The organism is Pseudomonas sp. LAM2023, from assembly GCF_016620375.1.
In the GTDB taxonomy this organism is placed as follows: domain Bacteria; phylum Pseudomonadota; class Gammaproteobacteria; order Pseudomonadales; family Pseudomonadaceae; genus Aquipseudomonas; species Aquipseudomonas anuradhapurensis.
In genome coordinates, this window is the sequence record NZ_JAENHV010000036.1 from 195,014 (window position 1) to 212,863 (window position 17,850).

The window sequence follows — 17,850 nt, forward strand, 5'->3', positions numbered from 1 at the left end:
ATGAGCACCGATACCCGCAATACCGACCTGGTCCAGCGCTTCATTCGGCTGCCGCTGGAGCAGCGCAAGCTGTTTCTGGAAAAGTTGGCGTCCAAGGGCAGCAGCCTGGCGCAACTGCCCATTCCGCAGGTGTGCGGAGACTTCGCGCAGTTGCCGCTTTCCTATGCCCAGCAACGCCAGTGGTTTCTCTGGAAACTGGACCCGGACAGCGCGGTATACAACATTTCCTCGGCCCTGCGCTTCACGGGCAAGCTGGACCTTGTAGCCCTGCAGCGTGCCTTCGATGGCCTGCTGGCCAGGCACGATGCGCTGCGTACCACCTTCCATCAACAAGGGGAGCAGGTGCAGCAGGTGGTTCACCCACGCCTGGTGTTGCCGGTGGCCCCTGAGCCGTTGGATACGCCGGGCGAGGAAGCCTTGCGCGAGCAGGTGGAGCGTGAGGCGCGCCAAGGCTTCGACCTGGAGCGAGGGCCGCTGCTGAGGGTCAGGCTGCTGGCGCTCGATGCGCACGAGCACGTGCTGGTGCTGACTGTTCACCACATCATCGCCGATGGCTGGTCCATGCCATTGATGGTGCAAGAGCTGGTGCGCCTGTATGAGGCCTGCAGCCAGGGCCGGGATGCACAGCTGCCCGCGCTACCCATTCAGTATGCCGACTACGCCATCTGGCAGCGGAGCTGGATGGAGGCCGGGGAGCAGGCGCGCCAGCTGGCCTACTGGACCGGCCAGCTGGGCGGCGAGGATCCGCTGCTGGAGATGCCGCTGGACCGCCCGCGGCCAACGGTCAGCAGCCTCAGGGGGGCACGCCTGGCCATCGATTTGCCGGCAGACCAGGCGCGAGCGCTCAAGCGGTTCGCCCAGCAACAGGGGGTGACGCTGTTCATGCTGCTGCTGGCCAGCTTCCAGGTCCTGCTGCACCGCTATTCAGGGCAGGCGGATATCCGCGTCGGTGTGCCGGTGGCCAACCGCAATCGGGTGGAAACCGAGCGCCTGGTCGGGTTGTTCGTCAACACCCAGGTCCTGCGGGCCGAGTTCGATCTGCCGCTGACCTTTGCCGACTTTCTCGGCCAGGTCCGGCAACGGGTGGTCGAGGCCCAGGCCCATCAGGACCTGCCTTTCGAACAACTGGTAGAGGCCCTGCAGCCGGAGCGCAGCCTGAATCACAGCCCATTGTTCCAGGTGATGTACAACCACCAGACCCAGGCCAGGGGCGAGCGCCACACGCTGCCGGGGTTGGAAGTGAGCGCCGTGGCGTGGGACAACCACACCGCCAAGTTCGACCTGACCCTGGAAACCTTTGAGCACGAGACCGGTATCGGTGCTGCGCTGGTCTACGCCACCGACCTGTTCGATGCCGCGACGGCCCGCTCTCTGGCCCGGCACTGGCAGAACCTGCTGCACGCCGTCGTCGAGCTGCCCAACCAGCGTATCGCCGAGCTGGCCCTGCTGGACGACACCGAGCACCAGCAGATCATTGCAGGATGGAACGCGACTCAGGCCAGCTACCCGGATGCCAGCTGCATTCACCAGCTTTTCGAGGCGCAGGTAGCGCGAACCCCGGACGCCCCGGCACTGATCTTCGGCGCGCAGACGCTGAGCTATGCCGAGCTCAACTGCCGGGCCAACCAGCTGGCGCACAAGCTTCGCGAGCAGGGTGTGGGCCCGGATGTGCTGGTGGGCATCGCCATGCAGCGCAACCTGGAGATGGTCGTCAGCCTGCTGGCCATTCTCAAGGCGGGGGGCGCCTATGTGCCGCTGGACCCGGAATATCCGCAGGACCGCCTGGAGTACATGCTCGAGGATAGCCAGGCGATCCTGTTGCTGTCGCAGACCAGCGTGCTTGACCGCATGCCGGAGCAGTTCCGCTCGCGCGCGCTGCTGCTGGACCAGGTGCCGCTGGACGGCTACCCGGACACTGACCTGGCCTGCGTGAGCAGTGCCCGCAACCTCATCTACTGCATCTACACTTCAGGCTCGACGGGCAAGCCCAAGGGCGTGCAGATCGAGCACCGCAGTGTGGCGGCACTGATCGGCTGGTCGCTATCGGTATACGACCAGGCAGACCTGTGTGGCGTGCTGTTTTCCACCTCGATCTGCTTCGACCTGTCGGTGTGGGAACTGTTCGTCACCCTCTCGGCGGGTGGTTATGCGGTGTTGGCCGGCAATGCCCTCGAACTGCCGAACCTGGCGGCGAAGGACCGGGTGCGGCTGGTGAACACCGTGCCATCGGCAATCAGGCAGCTGTGCGAAACCGGCAATATTCCCGCGTCGGTCAACACCATCAACCTGTGTGGCGAAGCGCTGAAGCAATCGCTTGTCGATGACCTCTACCGCCTGGCGCACGTACACGAGGTGTACGACCTGTATGGCCCGTCCGAGGACACCACCTATTCCACCTGCACGCTGAGGGTGGCCGGTGGCCAGGCGAACATCGGCCGACCTTTGCACAACAGTGCTGCCTACGTGCTCAGCGCTGCCCTGCAGCCGGTGCCGGTGGGTGCCGTCGGTGAGTTGTACCTGGCCGGTGCCGGCTTGGCCCGTGGTTACCTGAAGCGCCCGGGGCTCAGCGCCGAGCGTTTCCTCCCCAACCCCTTCGATGCCCACGGCGGGCGCATCTACCGTACCGGTGACCTGGCCCGTTATCGGCCTGACGGGGTGCTGGAGTATGTCGGCCGGGTGGACCATCAGGTAAAGGTTCGCGGCTTCCGCATCGAACTGGGCGAGATCGAGGTGCGCCTGCAACAGCAGGCGGTGCGCGAAGCCGTGGTCATGGCCGTTGATGGCCCCGGTGGCCAGCAGCTGGTGGCGTATGCAGTCCCTGACGAGCCTGGGGTGATGGCCGATGCCGCTGCGCAGGCAGCCCTGCGTGAGCAACTGCGCAGTGCGTTGCGCAGGCAGTTGCCGGAATACATGCTGCCTTCTTACCTGGTGCTGCTGGGCAAGCTGCCCCTGACGCCGAATGGCAAGCTGGACCGCAAGGCGTTGCCGCGCCCGGACCTTGCCCTGGCGGAGGAGGCCCACGTGCCACCGCGTACGCCCTTGCAGCAGCAGGTGGCGGCGATCTGGGTGGATGTGCTGAAAGTCGACCGGGTTGGCCTGGGCGACAACTTCTTCCTGCTGGGTGGCCACTCCCTGATCGCCACCCAGGTGACCAGCCGCGTGCAGGAGCAGCTCGGCTTGGCGGTCGGCCTGAAAGCGCTGTTCGAAAGCCCCGATCTGGGCGGCTACTGCGCGCAGCTTGAGCAGCTCACGCCACAGGCGGACCCTGTGCAGAATGAGCTGGCTAAATCCCTGGAGGCCCTGAAACGTCTAACTACGGAGGAAATTGAAAAGCTGGTTTCTTAGGAGATTTTGACTGTGCAAGAGCTGCTTGAGTCTGTAAAGCTACTGTCCACCAAAGAGCGCCAGGCCCTGGCAGCCTTGCTCAAGCAGCAGGGGGTGAACCTGTATGGGCTCACCCCGATCTTCAGGCGCGAGCCTGCAGCCCCTGTCCCCCTTTCATACGCCCAGCAGCGGCAGTGGTTTCTCTGGCAACTTGAGCCTGCCGCGCCGCTCTACAACATCCCGGCGGCCTTGCGCCTGCAGGGCCATCTGGATGTCGAGGCGTTGCAGCGCAGTTTCGACGCGCTGGTGGTCCGCCACGAAACCTTGCGCACCACCTTCAGCGATGACGGGCAGGGCGCCGTCCAGGTCATTCATCCCAAGCACAGCGTGGCGTTGGTGATCCAGACGCTGGCCGGCGTCGATGAACACAGCGTGCGCGAGCACGTCGAGGCCGAGGCACGCCGCCCGTTCGACCTGCAGCACGGGCCACTGTTGCGGGTCAGCTTGCTGCGCCTTGGGCAGGACGAGCATGTGCTGCTGGTGACACTGCATCACATCGTCTCCGATGGCTGGTCGATGCCGCTGATGATCGATGAGCTGATGCAGCTGTATGCCGGTTATAGCCAAGGCCAGGCGCCGCAGCTGCCGGCGTTGCCGGTCCAGTATGCCGACTACGCGATCTGGCAGCGGCAGTGGATGGAAGCGGGTGAGCGCGAGCGGCAACTGGCGTACTGGAAGGCCGAGCTTGGCGATGAGCAGCCCGTACTCGAGCTGCCCAGCGATCGCCCGCGTGCTGCGTCCAGCAGCCACCGCGGCGCCCGGCATGAGGTTCGCCTGCCGCAAGCCCTGGTGCATTCGCTCAGGCAGCTGGCCCAGCGTCAGGGAGCGACGCTGTTCATGGTGTTGCTGGCGAGTTTCCAGGCTTTGCTGCACCGCTATTCCGGGCAGTCGGATATCCGCGTCGGGGTACCGGTGGCCAACCGCAACCGGGTGGAGACCGAACGGCTGATCGGCTTTTTCGTCAATACCCAGGTATTGCGCGCCGAGTTCGACCTGCCGCTGACCTTCAGCGACCTGCTCCAGCAGGTCAAGCAGCGCGTGCTGGGGGCGCAGAGCCATCAGGACTTGCCGTTCGAGCAACTGGTGGAGGCCCTTCAGCCCGAGCGCAGCCTGAGCCACAGCCCACTGTTCCAGGTGCTGTACAACCACCAGGTGCAGGCCAAGGGTGGGCAGCGCAGCGTGCCAGGGCTGCAGGTGGAGGGGTTGACCTGGGCCCACGATACGGCCAGGTTCGACCTGACCCTGGACACTTTCGAATACGAGCATGGCCTCGACGCCGCCCTGAGCTACGCGACTGACCTGTTCGATGCCGCAACCATCGAACGGATGGCACTTCACTGGGTCAACCTGCTTGAGGCGATCGTGCACCGGCCCGGGCAGCGCGTGGCCGACCTGCCGCTGCTCAGCCAGGCGCAACAGGACCAGGCCGTACAGGCCTGGAACCCGTCACCGATGCAGTTCCCCGCCGAACAGCCGCTTCATCGCCTGATCGAGGCCCAGGTCGAAGCTGCACCGGATGCGATAGCGCTGGTCTGCCGCGAGCAGACTCTGAGCTACGCCGAGCTCAACCGCCGGGCCAACCAGCTGGCGCACAAACTGCTGGAGCTGGGGGCCGGGCCGGATGTACTGGTCGGCCTGGCCGTCGAGCGCAGCCTGGAGATGGTTGTTGGCCTGCTGGGCATTCTCAAGGCCGGTGCTGCCTACGTGCCGCTGGACCCGGCGTACCCACAGGACCGCCTCGCCTATCTGTTCGAGGACAGCGGTATCCGCCTGTTGCTGACCCAGCAGCACCTGCGTGACACGCTGCCAATACCGGCAGGTGTGCATGTGCTGGAACTGGACGGCGATACCGGCCTCGGCGGCTATAGCGAGGTCAACCCTGCCTGCGAGGTGAATGCCGACAACCTGGCTTATGTGATCTACACCTCGGGCTCCACCGGTAAGCCCAAAGGTACGCTGCTGCCGCATCGGAACGTGGTGCGCCTGTTTGCCGCCACCCGGCACTGGTTCCATTTCGCTGCCAGTGACGTATGGACGGTGTTCCACTCCTACGCCTTCGACTTTTCGGTATGGGAACTGTACGGCGCGTTGCTGCATGGCGGCAAGGCGGTCATCGTGCCCACAGATGTGGCGCGTTCCAGCGAAGACTTTTACGCCTTGCTGGTGCGCGAGCAGGTTACCGTGCTCAACCAGACGCCCTCGGCGTTCAAACCGCTTGTTGCGGTTGCCTGCGAGGCCGCGAAGGCAAGGCAGCAACTGGCCCTGCGGCATGTGCTGTTTGGTGGCGAGGCCCTGGAGGTCAGCAGCCTGAAACCCTGGTTGGACGTGTTTGGCGACCACCAGCCGCGCCTGATCAACATGTATGGCATCACCGAAACCACCGTACACGTGACGTACCGGCCGATCACCCTGGACGACTTGCACCACGGCGCCAGCAGCCCGATCGGCGAGGTCATCCCCGACCTGTCGTGGTACTTGCTCGACGCAAACCTGAACCCGATCCTGCCGGGTTGCACGGGGGAAATGCTGATTGGCCAGGCGGGCCTGGCGCGGGGCTACCACGGCCGCCCCGGGTTGACAGCCGAGCGCTTCGTACCCAATCCCTTCGATGACCAGGGCGGGCGCCTGTACCGCTCTGGCGACCTGGCCCGTTACCGTACCGACGGGGTCATCGAATACATCGGGCGTATCGACCAGCAGGTTAAGATTCGCGGTTTCCGTATCGAGCTGGGCGAGATCGAAGCGCGCCTGCTCGCACAGCCTGCCGTGCGCCAGGTTGCGGTGCTGGCGCTGGATGGCGCCAGTGGCAAGCAGCTGGTGGGCTATGTGGTGCCTGCCGATGCTGGTGTGCTGAACAGTATCGAACGGCAGGCGCAACTGCGTGACAGCCTGCGTGCCGAACTGAAGGCCAGCCTGCCTGAGCACATGCTGCCCGCGCATCTGCTGTTCCTGGAGCTGCTGCCCCTTACCGGCAACGGCAAGCTCGACCGCAAGGCCTTGCCGGTGCCAGATGCCAGCGTGCTGCAGGGTGAGTACATTGCGCCGCAGACCGAACTGGAGCAGCAGATCGCAGCCATCTGGGCCGACGTGCTGAAGCTGGAGCAAGTCGGCCTTGCCGACAACTTCTTCGAACTGGGCGGCGATTCGATCATGTCGTTGCAGGTAGTCAGCCGTGCCCGCCAGCTGGGTATCCGCTTCACTCCCAAGGAGCTGTTCCAGCACCAGACAGTACAAGGGTTGGCTGCGATCGCCCGGCAAGAAACCGGCACCGCAATCGACCAGGGGCAGGTCGAGGGCAGCATGCCGCTGACACCGATCCAGCAGTGGTTCTTCGCAGCAGACGTGGTCGCGCGGCATCACTGGAACCAGTCGCTGATGCTGCACACCCGCGAGGCGCTCGATGAACATCACCTGCAAGCGGCGTTGCGCTGCGTTGTCGACCATCACGACGCCCTGCGCCTGCGCTTCAGCCACGCCGAAGGTGCCTGGCAGGCCGTGTTCGGCACCGCGCAGCATGAACTGTTGTGGTGCCGCCAGGTTGAACATGCCGAAGCACTGGAGCAGGCCGGCAACCAAGCCCAGCGCAGCCTGAACCTGGAGCAAGGGCCTCTGCTGCGGGCAGTGTTGGGCGAGCTGCCCGATGGCAGCCAGCGGTTGCTGTTGGTCATCCACCACCTGGTGGTTGACGGGGTGTCTTGGCGGGTGCTGCTCGAAGACCTGCAACAGGCTTACCAGTCCCTGGCCGCCGGCCAGATCCCGGTATTGCCCGCCAAGACCAGCGCGTTCAAGGCCTGGGCAGAGCAGTTGCAGGGCTATGCGACAACGCCCGCGTTGCAGCATGAAATGGCTTACTGGCACGAGCAGTTGCAAGGCGTTGACGATGCGCTGCCCTGTGACAACCCGCAAGGTGCCAACCTGCAGCGTTGCGCGGCCTCTGTCGCGACGCGCCTGGACGCAAGCTGGACGCACAAGCTGTTACATGAAGCGCCGGCGGCCTATCGCACCCAGATCAATGACCTGCTGCTGACCGCGCTGGCACGGGTGATCGCGCGTTGGACCGGGCGGGCACAGGTGCTGGTGCGCCTGGAGGGGCATGGCCGGGAAGAGCTGTTCGACGGCATCGACCTGACCCGCACGGTAGGCTGGTTCACCAGCCTGTATCCGCTCAAGCTCAGCCCACAGGCGCAATGGGCGGGTTCGATCAAGACCATCAAGGAACAGTTGCGCGACGTTCCCGACAAAGGGATTGGGTATGGCGTATTGCGTTACCTTGGCGGAAGCGAGGCTTGTCAGCTGCTTGGCCAACTGCCGGCAGGCGAGATCGTCTTCAATTACCTGGGCCAGTTCGACAGCAGTTTCGACGCGGCAACCGGGCTGCTGACGCCGGCGCCGGAAAGCGCTGGCCAGAACCACGATGACGCTGCGTCCCTGAGCAGCCAGCTGGCCATCAATGGCCAGGTCTTTGCCGGGGAACTGAAGCTCAACTGGACATTCAGCAGCGAACGCTTCAAGCCGTCGACCGTCCAGCGTCTGGCCGATGCCTACGCAGATGAGCTCAAGGCCCTGATCGAGCACTGCTGCCAGGCGCATAATCGCGGGGTGACCCCTTCGGACTTCCCGCTGGCCGGGCTGACCCAGGCGCAACTGGACAACCTGCCGGTGGCTGCCGCGCAAATTGCCGATGTCTATCCGTTGTCGCCGATGCAGCAAGGCATGTTGTTCCACAGCCTGTACGAGCAAGGCAGCGGTAACTACATCAACCAGATGCGGGTCGATGTCGATCACCTCGACCCACAGCGCTTCAAGCAGGCCTGGCTGGATGTACTGGCAGCCCACGACATATTGCGAACCGGCTTCGTATGGCAGGCAGAGCTGGAGCGAGCGGTGCAGATCGTGCACCGCACCGTCGGCTCGCCGTTCACCGAACTGGACTGGCGCGACACCCAGCAGCTGGAAGCCGCGTTGCAGCAGTTGGCCGATGACGAGCGCCAGCGTGGCTTCGACCTGGCCGAGGCGCCATTGCTGCGCCTGGTGCTGGTGCGTACCGACAGGCATCGGCACCACCTGATCTATACCAACCACCATATCCTGATGGATGGCTGGAGTACCTCGCGCTTGCTGGGGGAGGTGTTGCAGCGTTATGCCGGGCAACCGATGCCGGTGCAGGCAACGCATTACCGCGACTACATCGCCTGGTTGCAGCGTCAGGATGCGGGCGCCGCTGAAACATTCTGGAAGGGCCAACTGGCAGACCTGGAGGCACCGACCTGTCTGGCGCAAAGCATCCCTGGCCTTGGCCTGGGCGGTTCAGCGTGTGGCCAGGGCGAGTACCAGCAGCGCTTCGACCGCCAGCAAACCCGGCAGATCGAGGCCTTCGCCAGGGCTAATCGGGTCACGGTCAATACCTTGCTGCAGGCTGTCTGGCTGCTGTTGCTGCATCGCTACAGCGGCCAGCCCAGCGTCTGCTTCGGCGCTACGGTGGCTGGGCGGCCGACTGACCTGCCAGGGGTGCAAGAGCAGATTGGCCTGTTCATCAACACGCTGCCGGTGGTCGGCACGCCGCGTGCGGAACAGACCGTCGCGCAGTGGCTGGCCCAGGTGCAGGCGAGCAACCTGGCGGCGCGCGAATTCGAGCATTCCCCGCTGTATGACGTGCAACGCTGGGCCGGGCAGGCCGGTGACGCGTTGTTCGACAGCTTGCTGGTGTTCGAGAACTACCCGGTGGCCGAAGCGCTGCAACAGGGCGCGCCCGATGGCCTGCGCTTTGGCGAGGTGACCAATCGCGAGCAGACCAACTACCCGTTGACGCTGTTGGTGAGCCCGGGGGCGACTTTGTCGATCCAGTACAGCCACGATCGCAGCCATTGGTCTGGCCAGGCGATCGAGCAGGTGGCGCAGCACCTGGGCAACCTCATCAGGGCCATGCTGGCAGATGCCGGCCAGGCACTGGCCGAGCTGCCGATGCAGGGCCCCGATGAGCAGCGCCAACTGCTCCTGGACTGGAACGCCACAGATGCGGTGTTCCCGAGTGATAGCAGCATTCACCAGTTGATCGAAGCCCAGGTGTTCGCCACCCCGAACGCCCCGGCGCTGGTATTCGGCGAGCAGGCCCTGAGCTATGCCGAACTCAACCGCCGTGCCAACCAGCTGGCGCACCGCTTGCGCGAGTTGGGCGTGGGCCCGGACGTGCTGGTCGGCATCGCCATGCAGCGCAGCCTGGAAATGGTCATCGGCCTGCTGGGCATCGTCAAGGCCGGCGGCGCCTACGTGCCGCTGGACCCGGAGTACCCGCAGGAGCGCCTGCGCTACATGTTCGACGACAGCGGCATCGCCTTGTTGCTGAGCCAGTCGCACCTGCGCGACACCCTGCCGATCCCGGCCGGCTTGCGTTGCCTGGAGCTCGATAGCGAAGACCTGAGCGGCTACAGCGATGCCAACCCGGACACCGATGTAGCGCCGCTGAACCTCGCCTACGTGATCTACACCTCTGGCTCCACCGGTCGCCCGAAAGGCGCTGGCAACAGCCATCGGGCGCTGGTCAACCGCCTGTGCTGGATGCAGAAGGCCTACGGCCTGGACGCCAGCGACAGCGTGCTGCAGAAAACCCCGTTCAGCTTCGACGTGTCGGTGTGGGAGTTCTTCTGGCCGTTGATGACCGGCGCGCGGCTGGTCATCGCCCAGCCAGGGGCGCACCGCGACCCGCAACTGCTGGTCGAGGCCATCAACCACTACGGCATCAGCACGCTGCACTTCGTGCCGTCGATGTTGCAGGCGTTCATGACCCACCAGGCGGTAGAGCGCTGCGTCAGCCTCAGGCGCGTGGTGTGCAGCGGCGAAGCACTGCCGGCCGAACTGGCCCGCCAGGCCCTGCAACGTTTGCCGGCGGCGAGCCTGTACAACCTGTACGGGCCGACCGAAGCGGCCATCGACGTCACCCACTGGACCTGCCAGCCGGACGAAAATATCAGCGTGCCGATCGGCCAGCCGATCGACAACCTCAAGGCCCACATCCTCGATGGCAGCCTGCAACCGGCAGTACGCGGCAGTGCCGGTGAGCTGTACCTCGGTGGCGTGGGCCTGGCCCGTGGCTATCACCAGCGCCCGGCGCTGACCGCCGAACGCTTCGTGCCAGACCCGTTCAGCACCGCTGGCGGGCGCCTGTACCGCACCGGCGACCTGGCCCGCTACCGCGCCGACGGGGTGATCGACTACGCCGGGCGTATCGACCACCAGGTGAAGATCCGCGGCCTGCGCATCGAGCTGGGCGAGATCGAAGCGCACCTGCTGCAGCTGCCGAGCGTGCAGGAGGCAGTGGTGCTGGCCCAGGACGGGCCGAGCGGCAAGCAACTGGTGGCCTACGTGGTGCCCGCCGACAGCACGCAAGAGCAGGGCGCGTTGCGCGACGGCCTGCGTGCTGCGCTCAAGGCTGGCTTGCCGGACTACATGGTGCCGGCGCACCTGCTGCTGCTCGACCAGCTGCCGCTGACGCCGAATGGCAAGCTCGATCGCAAGGCCCTGCCGCAGGCGGATGCCAGCCAGTTGCAGGGCGAGTACGTCGCCCCGCAGAGCGCGCTGGAGCAACAGATCGCGGCGATCTGGGCACAGGTACTGAAGCTGGAGAGGGTCGGCCTGAGCGATAACTTCTTCGAGCTGGGCGGTGATTCGATCGCATCCTTGCAACTGGTCAGCCGAGCGCGCAAGGCCGGGCTCGAGTTTACCCCCAGGGAGCTTTTCGAGCATCAGACCGTACAGCGCCTGGCCTCGGTCGCACGGCAACACCGCACCGCGCAGGATGGCGACCCGCCTGCAGCTTCGGCAGCGGATGCGTTGGCGGCGCTGACCCCGGCACAACGGCAGCGACTGCCGGTTCCGATGGAGCAGATCGCTGACCTCTATCCGCTTTCGCCGATGCAGCAGGGCATGCTGTTCTATACCCTGCAAGGGCCAGAAGCCGGCCTTTACATCAACCAGACCGCAGTCTCGGTTGCCGGGCTGGACATTGACCGCTTCGCCGATGCCTGGCGGCAGGTGATTGCCCGGCATGACATTCTGCGCACGGCCTTCTGGTCCGACCCGCAACTGCACGAGCCGATGCAACTGGTGCTGCACGACGTGGCCTTGCCGTTGCAGGTGCTCGATTGGCGGCAGCGAGACTGCGCGCCGGAGGCACTCAAGGCATTGGCGGCAGAAGACGCTGCCCGAGGCTTCCAGTTGGCGAGTGCGCCGCTCATGCGCCTGACGCTGGTGCGCCTGGAAGATGGCGGCGTGCACCTGATCTGGACGCGCCATCACATCCTGATGGACGGCTGGAGCGATTCGCGCCTGCTGGGCGAGGTGCTGCAGACCTATCACGGGCAAGTGCCGGAGCGCCCGGTGGTGCAGTTCGGCAACTACATCCGCTGGCTTGGCGCGCAACCCCAGGAACAACTCGAACGGTTCTGGAGCGCCACACTCGGCAGTCTGGAAACCCCGACCTTGCTGACTGGCAGCGTGCTGCCGCGCCCTGCGCCTGAGCTGGACGGCCATGCAGCGCTGTACCTGCGCTGGGACATGCCCAGGACCCGACGCCTGCGTGAGCAGGCGCAAAAGCTGCGGGTGACCCCGAACACCCTGATACAGGCGGCCTGGTTGCTGGTGTTGCAACGCTACACCGGGCAGTCCACGGTGTGCTTCGGCGCGACGGTGGCAGGGCGCCCACCGAGCCTTGCGGGCGCCGATGAAATGCTGGGGTTGTTCATCAATACCTTGCCGGTGGTGCAGGCGCCCGAGCCCGGGCAACGGGTCGAGACATGGTTGCAGCAGCTGCAGGCGTACAACGTCGAGATGCGCGACCATGAGCACGCGGCCCTTGCCCATGTCCAGCGCTGGGCCGGGCGCCCGGGCCAGCCGTTGTTCGACAGTATCGTCGTGTTCGAGAATTTCCCGGTCGATGAGCGCCTGGCGGAAAACAGTAGCGACTCCCTGCAGTTCGGTGAGGTCAGTGCGCGCGGCGTTACCAACTACGCCATGGACTTGTGCGTGGAGCTGGGCAACACCCTGGTGGTGGAGTTCATGTACCTGCGCAGCTGCTTCAGCGAGGCCGCCACCGAGGCATTGCGTGGTAGCTTCGAGCGCTTGTTGAATGCGATGCTGGATGACCCGCAGGCTACGCTCGGTAGCCTGGATATGCTGACCCCGGCGCAGTTGCAACAGGCCGCCACGCGTAACCGCCTGGCCGGCAGCCCGCAGCGTGAGCCGCTGCTGGCCGAGCAGATTGCCGTACATGCCACGGCTTGCCCCGATGCCGTCGCGGTGGTCTGCGCAGGGCAGCAATTGACCTATCGCGAGCTGGAGGAAAGGGCCAATCGCCTGGCGCATCGGCTCATCGCCCTGGGGGCGCGGCCAGAGGCCACCGTCGGCATCGCCCTGGAGCGTTCGGTCGACGTCATCGTGGCGTTCCTCGCCGTGATGAAGACCGGTGCGGCCTATGTCCCGCTGGACATCGATTACCCCCAGGAGCGCCTGCAATGGATCGTCGCTGACGCCGGCATGCACGCGTTGATCACCACCCGCGAGCTCAGGCCGCGTTTCGCCCAGGTGCAGTGCTGTGTCGAGCTGGACACACAGGTACTCGACGCCTTGCCGCTGACGCCGCCGCAAGTGAACCTGCAGCGGGACAACCTGGCCTACCTCATCTATACCTCCGGCTCTACCGGCAAGCCCAAAGGGGTAGCGGTCAGCCACGAGCAGATCCGCATGCACTGCCAGGCGATTGCCTCGCTGTATGACATGGATCGAACCACCCGCGAGCTGCTGTTCATGTCATTCGCCTTCGATGGTGCCCAGGAACGCTGGTTGTCGACCTTGTCGTCCGGTGGCTGTCTGGTAGTGCGTGAAAACCGTCTGTGGACGGCAGAAGAAACCTGGCAGGTGCTGCACGAGCAGCGCATCGACATTGCCTGCTTCCCACCGGCCTACCTTCAGCAACTGGCAGAATTCGCCGAGGGCCAGGACCAGGCCGCACCCCCGGTGCGGGTGTACTGCTTTGGCGGGGACGCGGTACCGAATGCCCTGTTCGAGCAGGTCAAGCGCAGCTTGCGGCCGCAGTGGCTGACCAACGGCTATGGCCCGACCGAGACGGTGGTTACCCCGCTGTTGTGGAAGGTCTCCCGCGAGCAGGCATGCGAGGCGGTGTTCGCACCGATCGGTACGCGTGTCGGTGAGCGTACCCTGTACGTACTCGACCCGCATCTCAATCCGTTGCCTGATGGTGTCGCGGGCGAGCTGTACATTGGCGGCGAAGGGGTGGCGCGCGGGTATCACCAGCGGCCGTCCCTGACTGCCGAGCGTTTCGTTGCCGACCCATCTGGCCAGGGCTTGCGCCTGTATCGCACCGGTGACCGGGTGCGGCGCCGTAGCGATGGGGTGATCGACTTCATCGGGCGCATGGACAACCAGTTGAAGGTGCGTGGTTTCCGCATCGAGCCCGGCGAAATCGAAGCGCGCCTGCGTGACCTGAGCGAGGTGCGGGATGCCGTGGTGGTCGCACGCGACACAGCCACAGGCAAACAGCTGATCGGCTACGTGGTTACCCGCGACCACCACGGCTGCGCCCAGGCATTGCGTGAGGCCCTGGCTGCCGAATTGCCGGATTACATGGTGCCTGCGCAACTGGTGCTGATGCCGGCATTGCCGCTCACGCCAAACGGCAAGGTCGACCGCAATGCGCTGCCGGCGCCCGAATTCGTCGGCCAGCGTGTGCAGGTTGCACCGCGCAACGCGATCGAGCGGGCGTTGGCGGACATCTGGCAGCAAGTGCTGGATGTGCCCAGCGTGGGGGTCGAAGACAACTTCTTCGAGCTGGGCGGCGATTCGCTGCGGGTGCTCAAGATGCTGTCCAAGGTCCGCGCCTGCGAGGCGTTGCCCATCGAACTGAAACTGCGGGATGTGATTGCCAGGCCGACCATTGCCGAATTGTCTGGTTACGCCGACAACGAGGCCAGCCTGGATCCGCTGCTGCTGCTCAACAGCCGTGTGGCCGGGGCGCCACCGTTGTTCTGCCTGCACGCCGGCTTCGGTACGGTGTTCGACTACGAGCCGTTGGCGCGCCGTCTGGACGGCCGCTGTGCAGTCTACGGCATCCAGTGTCGCATGCTGCTGGAGCATGCCTGGGAGGATGATTCCCTGCAGGCAATGGCGATCGACTATGCCCAGTACATCCGCCAGAAACAGCCGCAGGGGCCTTACCAGTTGCTCGGGTGGTCGCTCGGTGGCGCGCTGGCGGTGCTGGTGGCCCATGAGCTGGAAAGCCAAGGGCAGCAGGTTGCGATGCTGAGCCTGGTGGACAGCTTCATTCCTCAGCCGGGCCAGGTGGCACCAGACACGGATTGGCGTGACGACCTGCACGGCTTCCTGGGGGTGATGCTTGGCGCAGACAGAGAACGTCTGGTTGTGCCTGCAATAGCGGCCGATTGCGACAGCAACGGGTTGGCGCAGATCATTGACGCGGTGCGCGCGTCCCAGGCCGGGCAGTCAGCTTATGCCGAGATCGGCAGCGCGGAGCTGGCCCACACTTTTGTCGTCGCGATGAAGCTCAAGGCACTGTCGCAGCAGATGGCCGCGTTGCCGGTTACTCTTGCAGAGGCTGCGTGCTGGTGGGCAGGTACCGGCAACTTCGACGAACGGATTGCCGGCCCTGCCCGGCATACCTCTGTGGATGCCGGGCATTACGACATCCTCAGGCATCCCGAGGTGCTCGACGGCGTGGTCGCCTTGCTGCAACGGCGGGACCTGGTCGGCGGCTGAAGCTGGCCGCCCCGTTGTGGGGCGGCTGCCTGCATGAGGGCCCGTTGCGTACCCCTTGGGGTGGCAACGGGCTTTTTCATGACTACGGCTCGCCCGGGCATGGCCGGGCAATGAAAAACGGCGCTCCCGTGTGGGAAGCGCCGTTCTGTTAGCCGGCTTGCGGCAAGTGTGGCGGGATTGCTGTCAGGTCAGAAGTCGTAGCGCAGGTTCAGCATGGTGTTGCGCGGGGCGCCGTAGTGGGCGTAGCTGCCGGCCATGCCTGCGTAGTATTTCTCATCGAACAGGTTGTTGACGTTGACGGTGGCCGACAGGTTGTCGTTGATCTGGTAGCGAGCCATCAGGCTGGCGACGGTATAGTCGTCTTGCGTGACCCGTGCACCCAGGCGGGCGTAGGTGAGCGACGAACTGGAGTTCCAGCTTGCACCGCCGCCAATGGTCAGCTTGTTCCAGTCACCCTGAAGACGGTAGGTGGTCCAGAGGCGGAAGGTGTCCATGGGCAATTGCGTGGTCAGGCGGTTGCCATCGGCGTCCTCGGTACGCGAGTGGCTATAGCCGGTCTGCAGGTTCCAACCGGGCAATACCTCACCGGACAGTTCCAGGTCGATACCTTTGGTTTCCGCACCATCGACAGCGCGGTAAGCCTGGGTACGACCAGGTGTCAGGTTATCGCCATCCTCTTCGGCAAGGTTGTCGCGCTGGATCAGATAGAGGGCAGCGTTGGCATTCAACCGGCCATCATAGAATTCACCTTTCCAACCCAGCTCGTAGTTTTTGCCCACCACAGGTTCCAGGGTCTTGCCGGAAACATCCTGGGCGGACTGCGGTTTGAAGATGTCGGTATAGCTGACATAGACCGACTGCTCCGGGGTCAGGTCGTAGACGATCCCGGCATAGGGCGTGACCACGCCGTTCTCGCGCATCTTGGTGGTCGGGGCGCGGGTGGGCAGGATGCTGAGGTTGTAGTCGTAGCTGTATTTCGAGACCCGGGCGCCAAGGATGAAGTGCAGTTCGTCGGTGATGTTGAAGCGGCCGGCCAGGTAGTAACCGCTCTGCCGGATAGCGACGTTGTAATCCAGGAACGGGACGTAGCTGTCGTCCGCTGGCCGGGCCATCTGGTTGTCCCAGTTGTAATAGTCGATCGTGGTCGACGGCGCATCGGCTTCGTCGTGCTGGTTTTCGTACTCCTGGAAGTTGTAGCCGACGATCAGCTCATGGCTCTGCCCGAGCAGTTCAAACGGGCCCTGGAGCGTCACATCGACGCCTTTCTGCGTCTGGGTTGCCTTGGCCTTGGCCGGGATGATCGGTATCGCACCGGTGGCCTGGTTGATATAGGCCACGTTGGTGGTGGTACGCAGGTAGGCCGAGTCGGTATCGCGGTCGACGTCCATGTAGTTGGCGGCGATCTTGAACTGCCAGTCATTGGCCAGTGCCTGTTCCAGGCCGAAGGTGTAGTTGGTGGTTTCGATTTCGTCGTACATCCAGCGCGCGCCGGCGCTTTTCGAGCGGGAGAAATCGGTGGGTTGGCCATTGCTGAACAGCACCGGGACGCCCGGGGCGCCATCGGCCCGGTACTTGTGGTGGTCGATGCTGAAACGGCCGACGGTGCTGTCGCTCAGGTCTGCTTCGACAACTCCATAGACCAGGTCGCGTTTCTGGCTGTACCAGTCCATGAAGGTGTCGTTGTCTTGCTTGGCTGCGACGAAGCGGCCGCGAACGTTGCCGTTTGCCGTCAGCGGCCCGGAGATGTCTGCTTCGGCGCGGTAGTAGTCCCACGAGCCAACCCCGGCCTGGATGTGCGACTTGAACTCGCGGGTTGGCCGCTTGCGGATCAGGTTCACCACGCCGCTCGGGTCACCCGCCCCGGTCATCAGACCGGTGGCACCACGGATGATCTCGACATGATCATAGAGCGCCATGTCCAGCAGGGTGCTGGGCATGTTGCGGGTCTGGTTTTCCTGGTTGGTGGTCACGCCATCGATCTGGTAGGTGTTGATCGCACTGCCACGGGAGTAGATGTTGAAACGCTCACCGCCGTCCTGGGACATGGTGATGCCGGGCGTCTGGTTGAGCACTTCGGTCATCGTCGCCAGGTGTTGGTCATCCATGCGCTGGCGAGTGATCACGCTGATGGTTTGCGGCGTTTCGCGGATCGACAGGTTCATCTTGGTGGCGGTGCTGGTCACCCCGGTGGTGTACGACCCCGTGCCTTCGGTGGTGGCCCCCAGGCCCGTGCTACTGACGTTGGTCGCCGAAAGCTCGACCTGGCCGTCCTTTGCGCTTGTAGCTGCGCTGACGGTCACGGTGTTGCCGTCGATCTGGTAACGCAGCCCGCTGCCACCCAGCAGGATGGCCAGTGACGAAGCGAGGTCGTGCTGGCCCTTGAGGGCGCTGGAGCGCAACCCGCCGATGTCCTCCGGGCTGTACAGCAACTGGGTATCGGTCTGTCTGGCCAGTGCCTGCAATGCCGAGTTCATCGACTGCGCGGGAATGTCCAGGGTCCATTCCTGCGCCTGCACCTGGGCGACCATGGCGGTGCACATTGCCAGGCCCAGGCCGACGCGTGTCAACGCATCCCGGGGGCGAAAGGAGTGACGGATCAGTAACGCTTTGGCCAGTGGGTTGAGCGGGCCGGGCAGGGGCTTGGACATCTATTGCGGTCTCGTTGGCAGAGGGTTTTTATCG

At 64.7% G+C, this 17,850-nt stretch carries 3 protein-coding genes; 2 read left to right on the plus strand and 1 reads right to left on the minus strand.

What is annotated here, in order from left to right; all coding sequences use genetic code 11:
* Both JKP78_RS20695 and JKP78_RS20700 read left to right on the plus strand, forming a co-directional pair.
* Positions 1-3,345 carry a non-ribosomal peptide synthetase gene (locus tag JKP78_RS20695; RefSeq protein ID WP_200627452.1) on the plus strand — a complete coding sequence of 1,115 codons (3,345 nt, stop codon included), beginning with the start codon at positions 1-3 and terminating at the stop codon, positions 3,343-3,345.
* Between the two features lie 12 nt (positions 3,346-3,357).
* Positions 3,358-15,168: a non-ribosomal peptide synthetase gene (locus tag JKP78_RS20700; RefSeq protein WP_200627454.1), complete on the plus strand. Its 11,811-nt coding sequence runs from the start codon at positions 3,358-3,360 to the stop codon at positions 15,166-15,168.
* 188 nt (positions 15,169-15,356) lie between these two features.
* Here JKP78_RS20700 and JKP78_RS20705 read toward each other — a convergent pair whose 3' ends face one another.
* A complete protein-coding gene (locus JKP78_RS20705; protein ID WP_200627456.1) occupies positions 15,357-17,816 on the minus strand; it encodes a TonB-dependent siderophore receptor in 2,460 nt (819 codons plus the stop codon).
* Positions 17,817-17,850: the final 34 nt, after the last annotated feature.

Excerpts from the sequence above, each read along its gene's own strand:
- JKP78_RS20695 (WP_200627452.1), top strand. The coding sequence starts at position 1 with ATGAGCACCGATACCCGCAATACCGACCTGGTCCAGCGCTTCATTCGG.
- JKP78_RS20705 (WP_200627456.1), bottom strand. The coding sequence starts at position 17,816 with ATGTCCAAGCCCCTGCCCGGCCCGCTCAACCCACTGGCCAAAGCGTTA.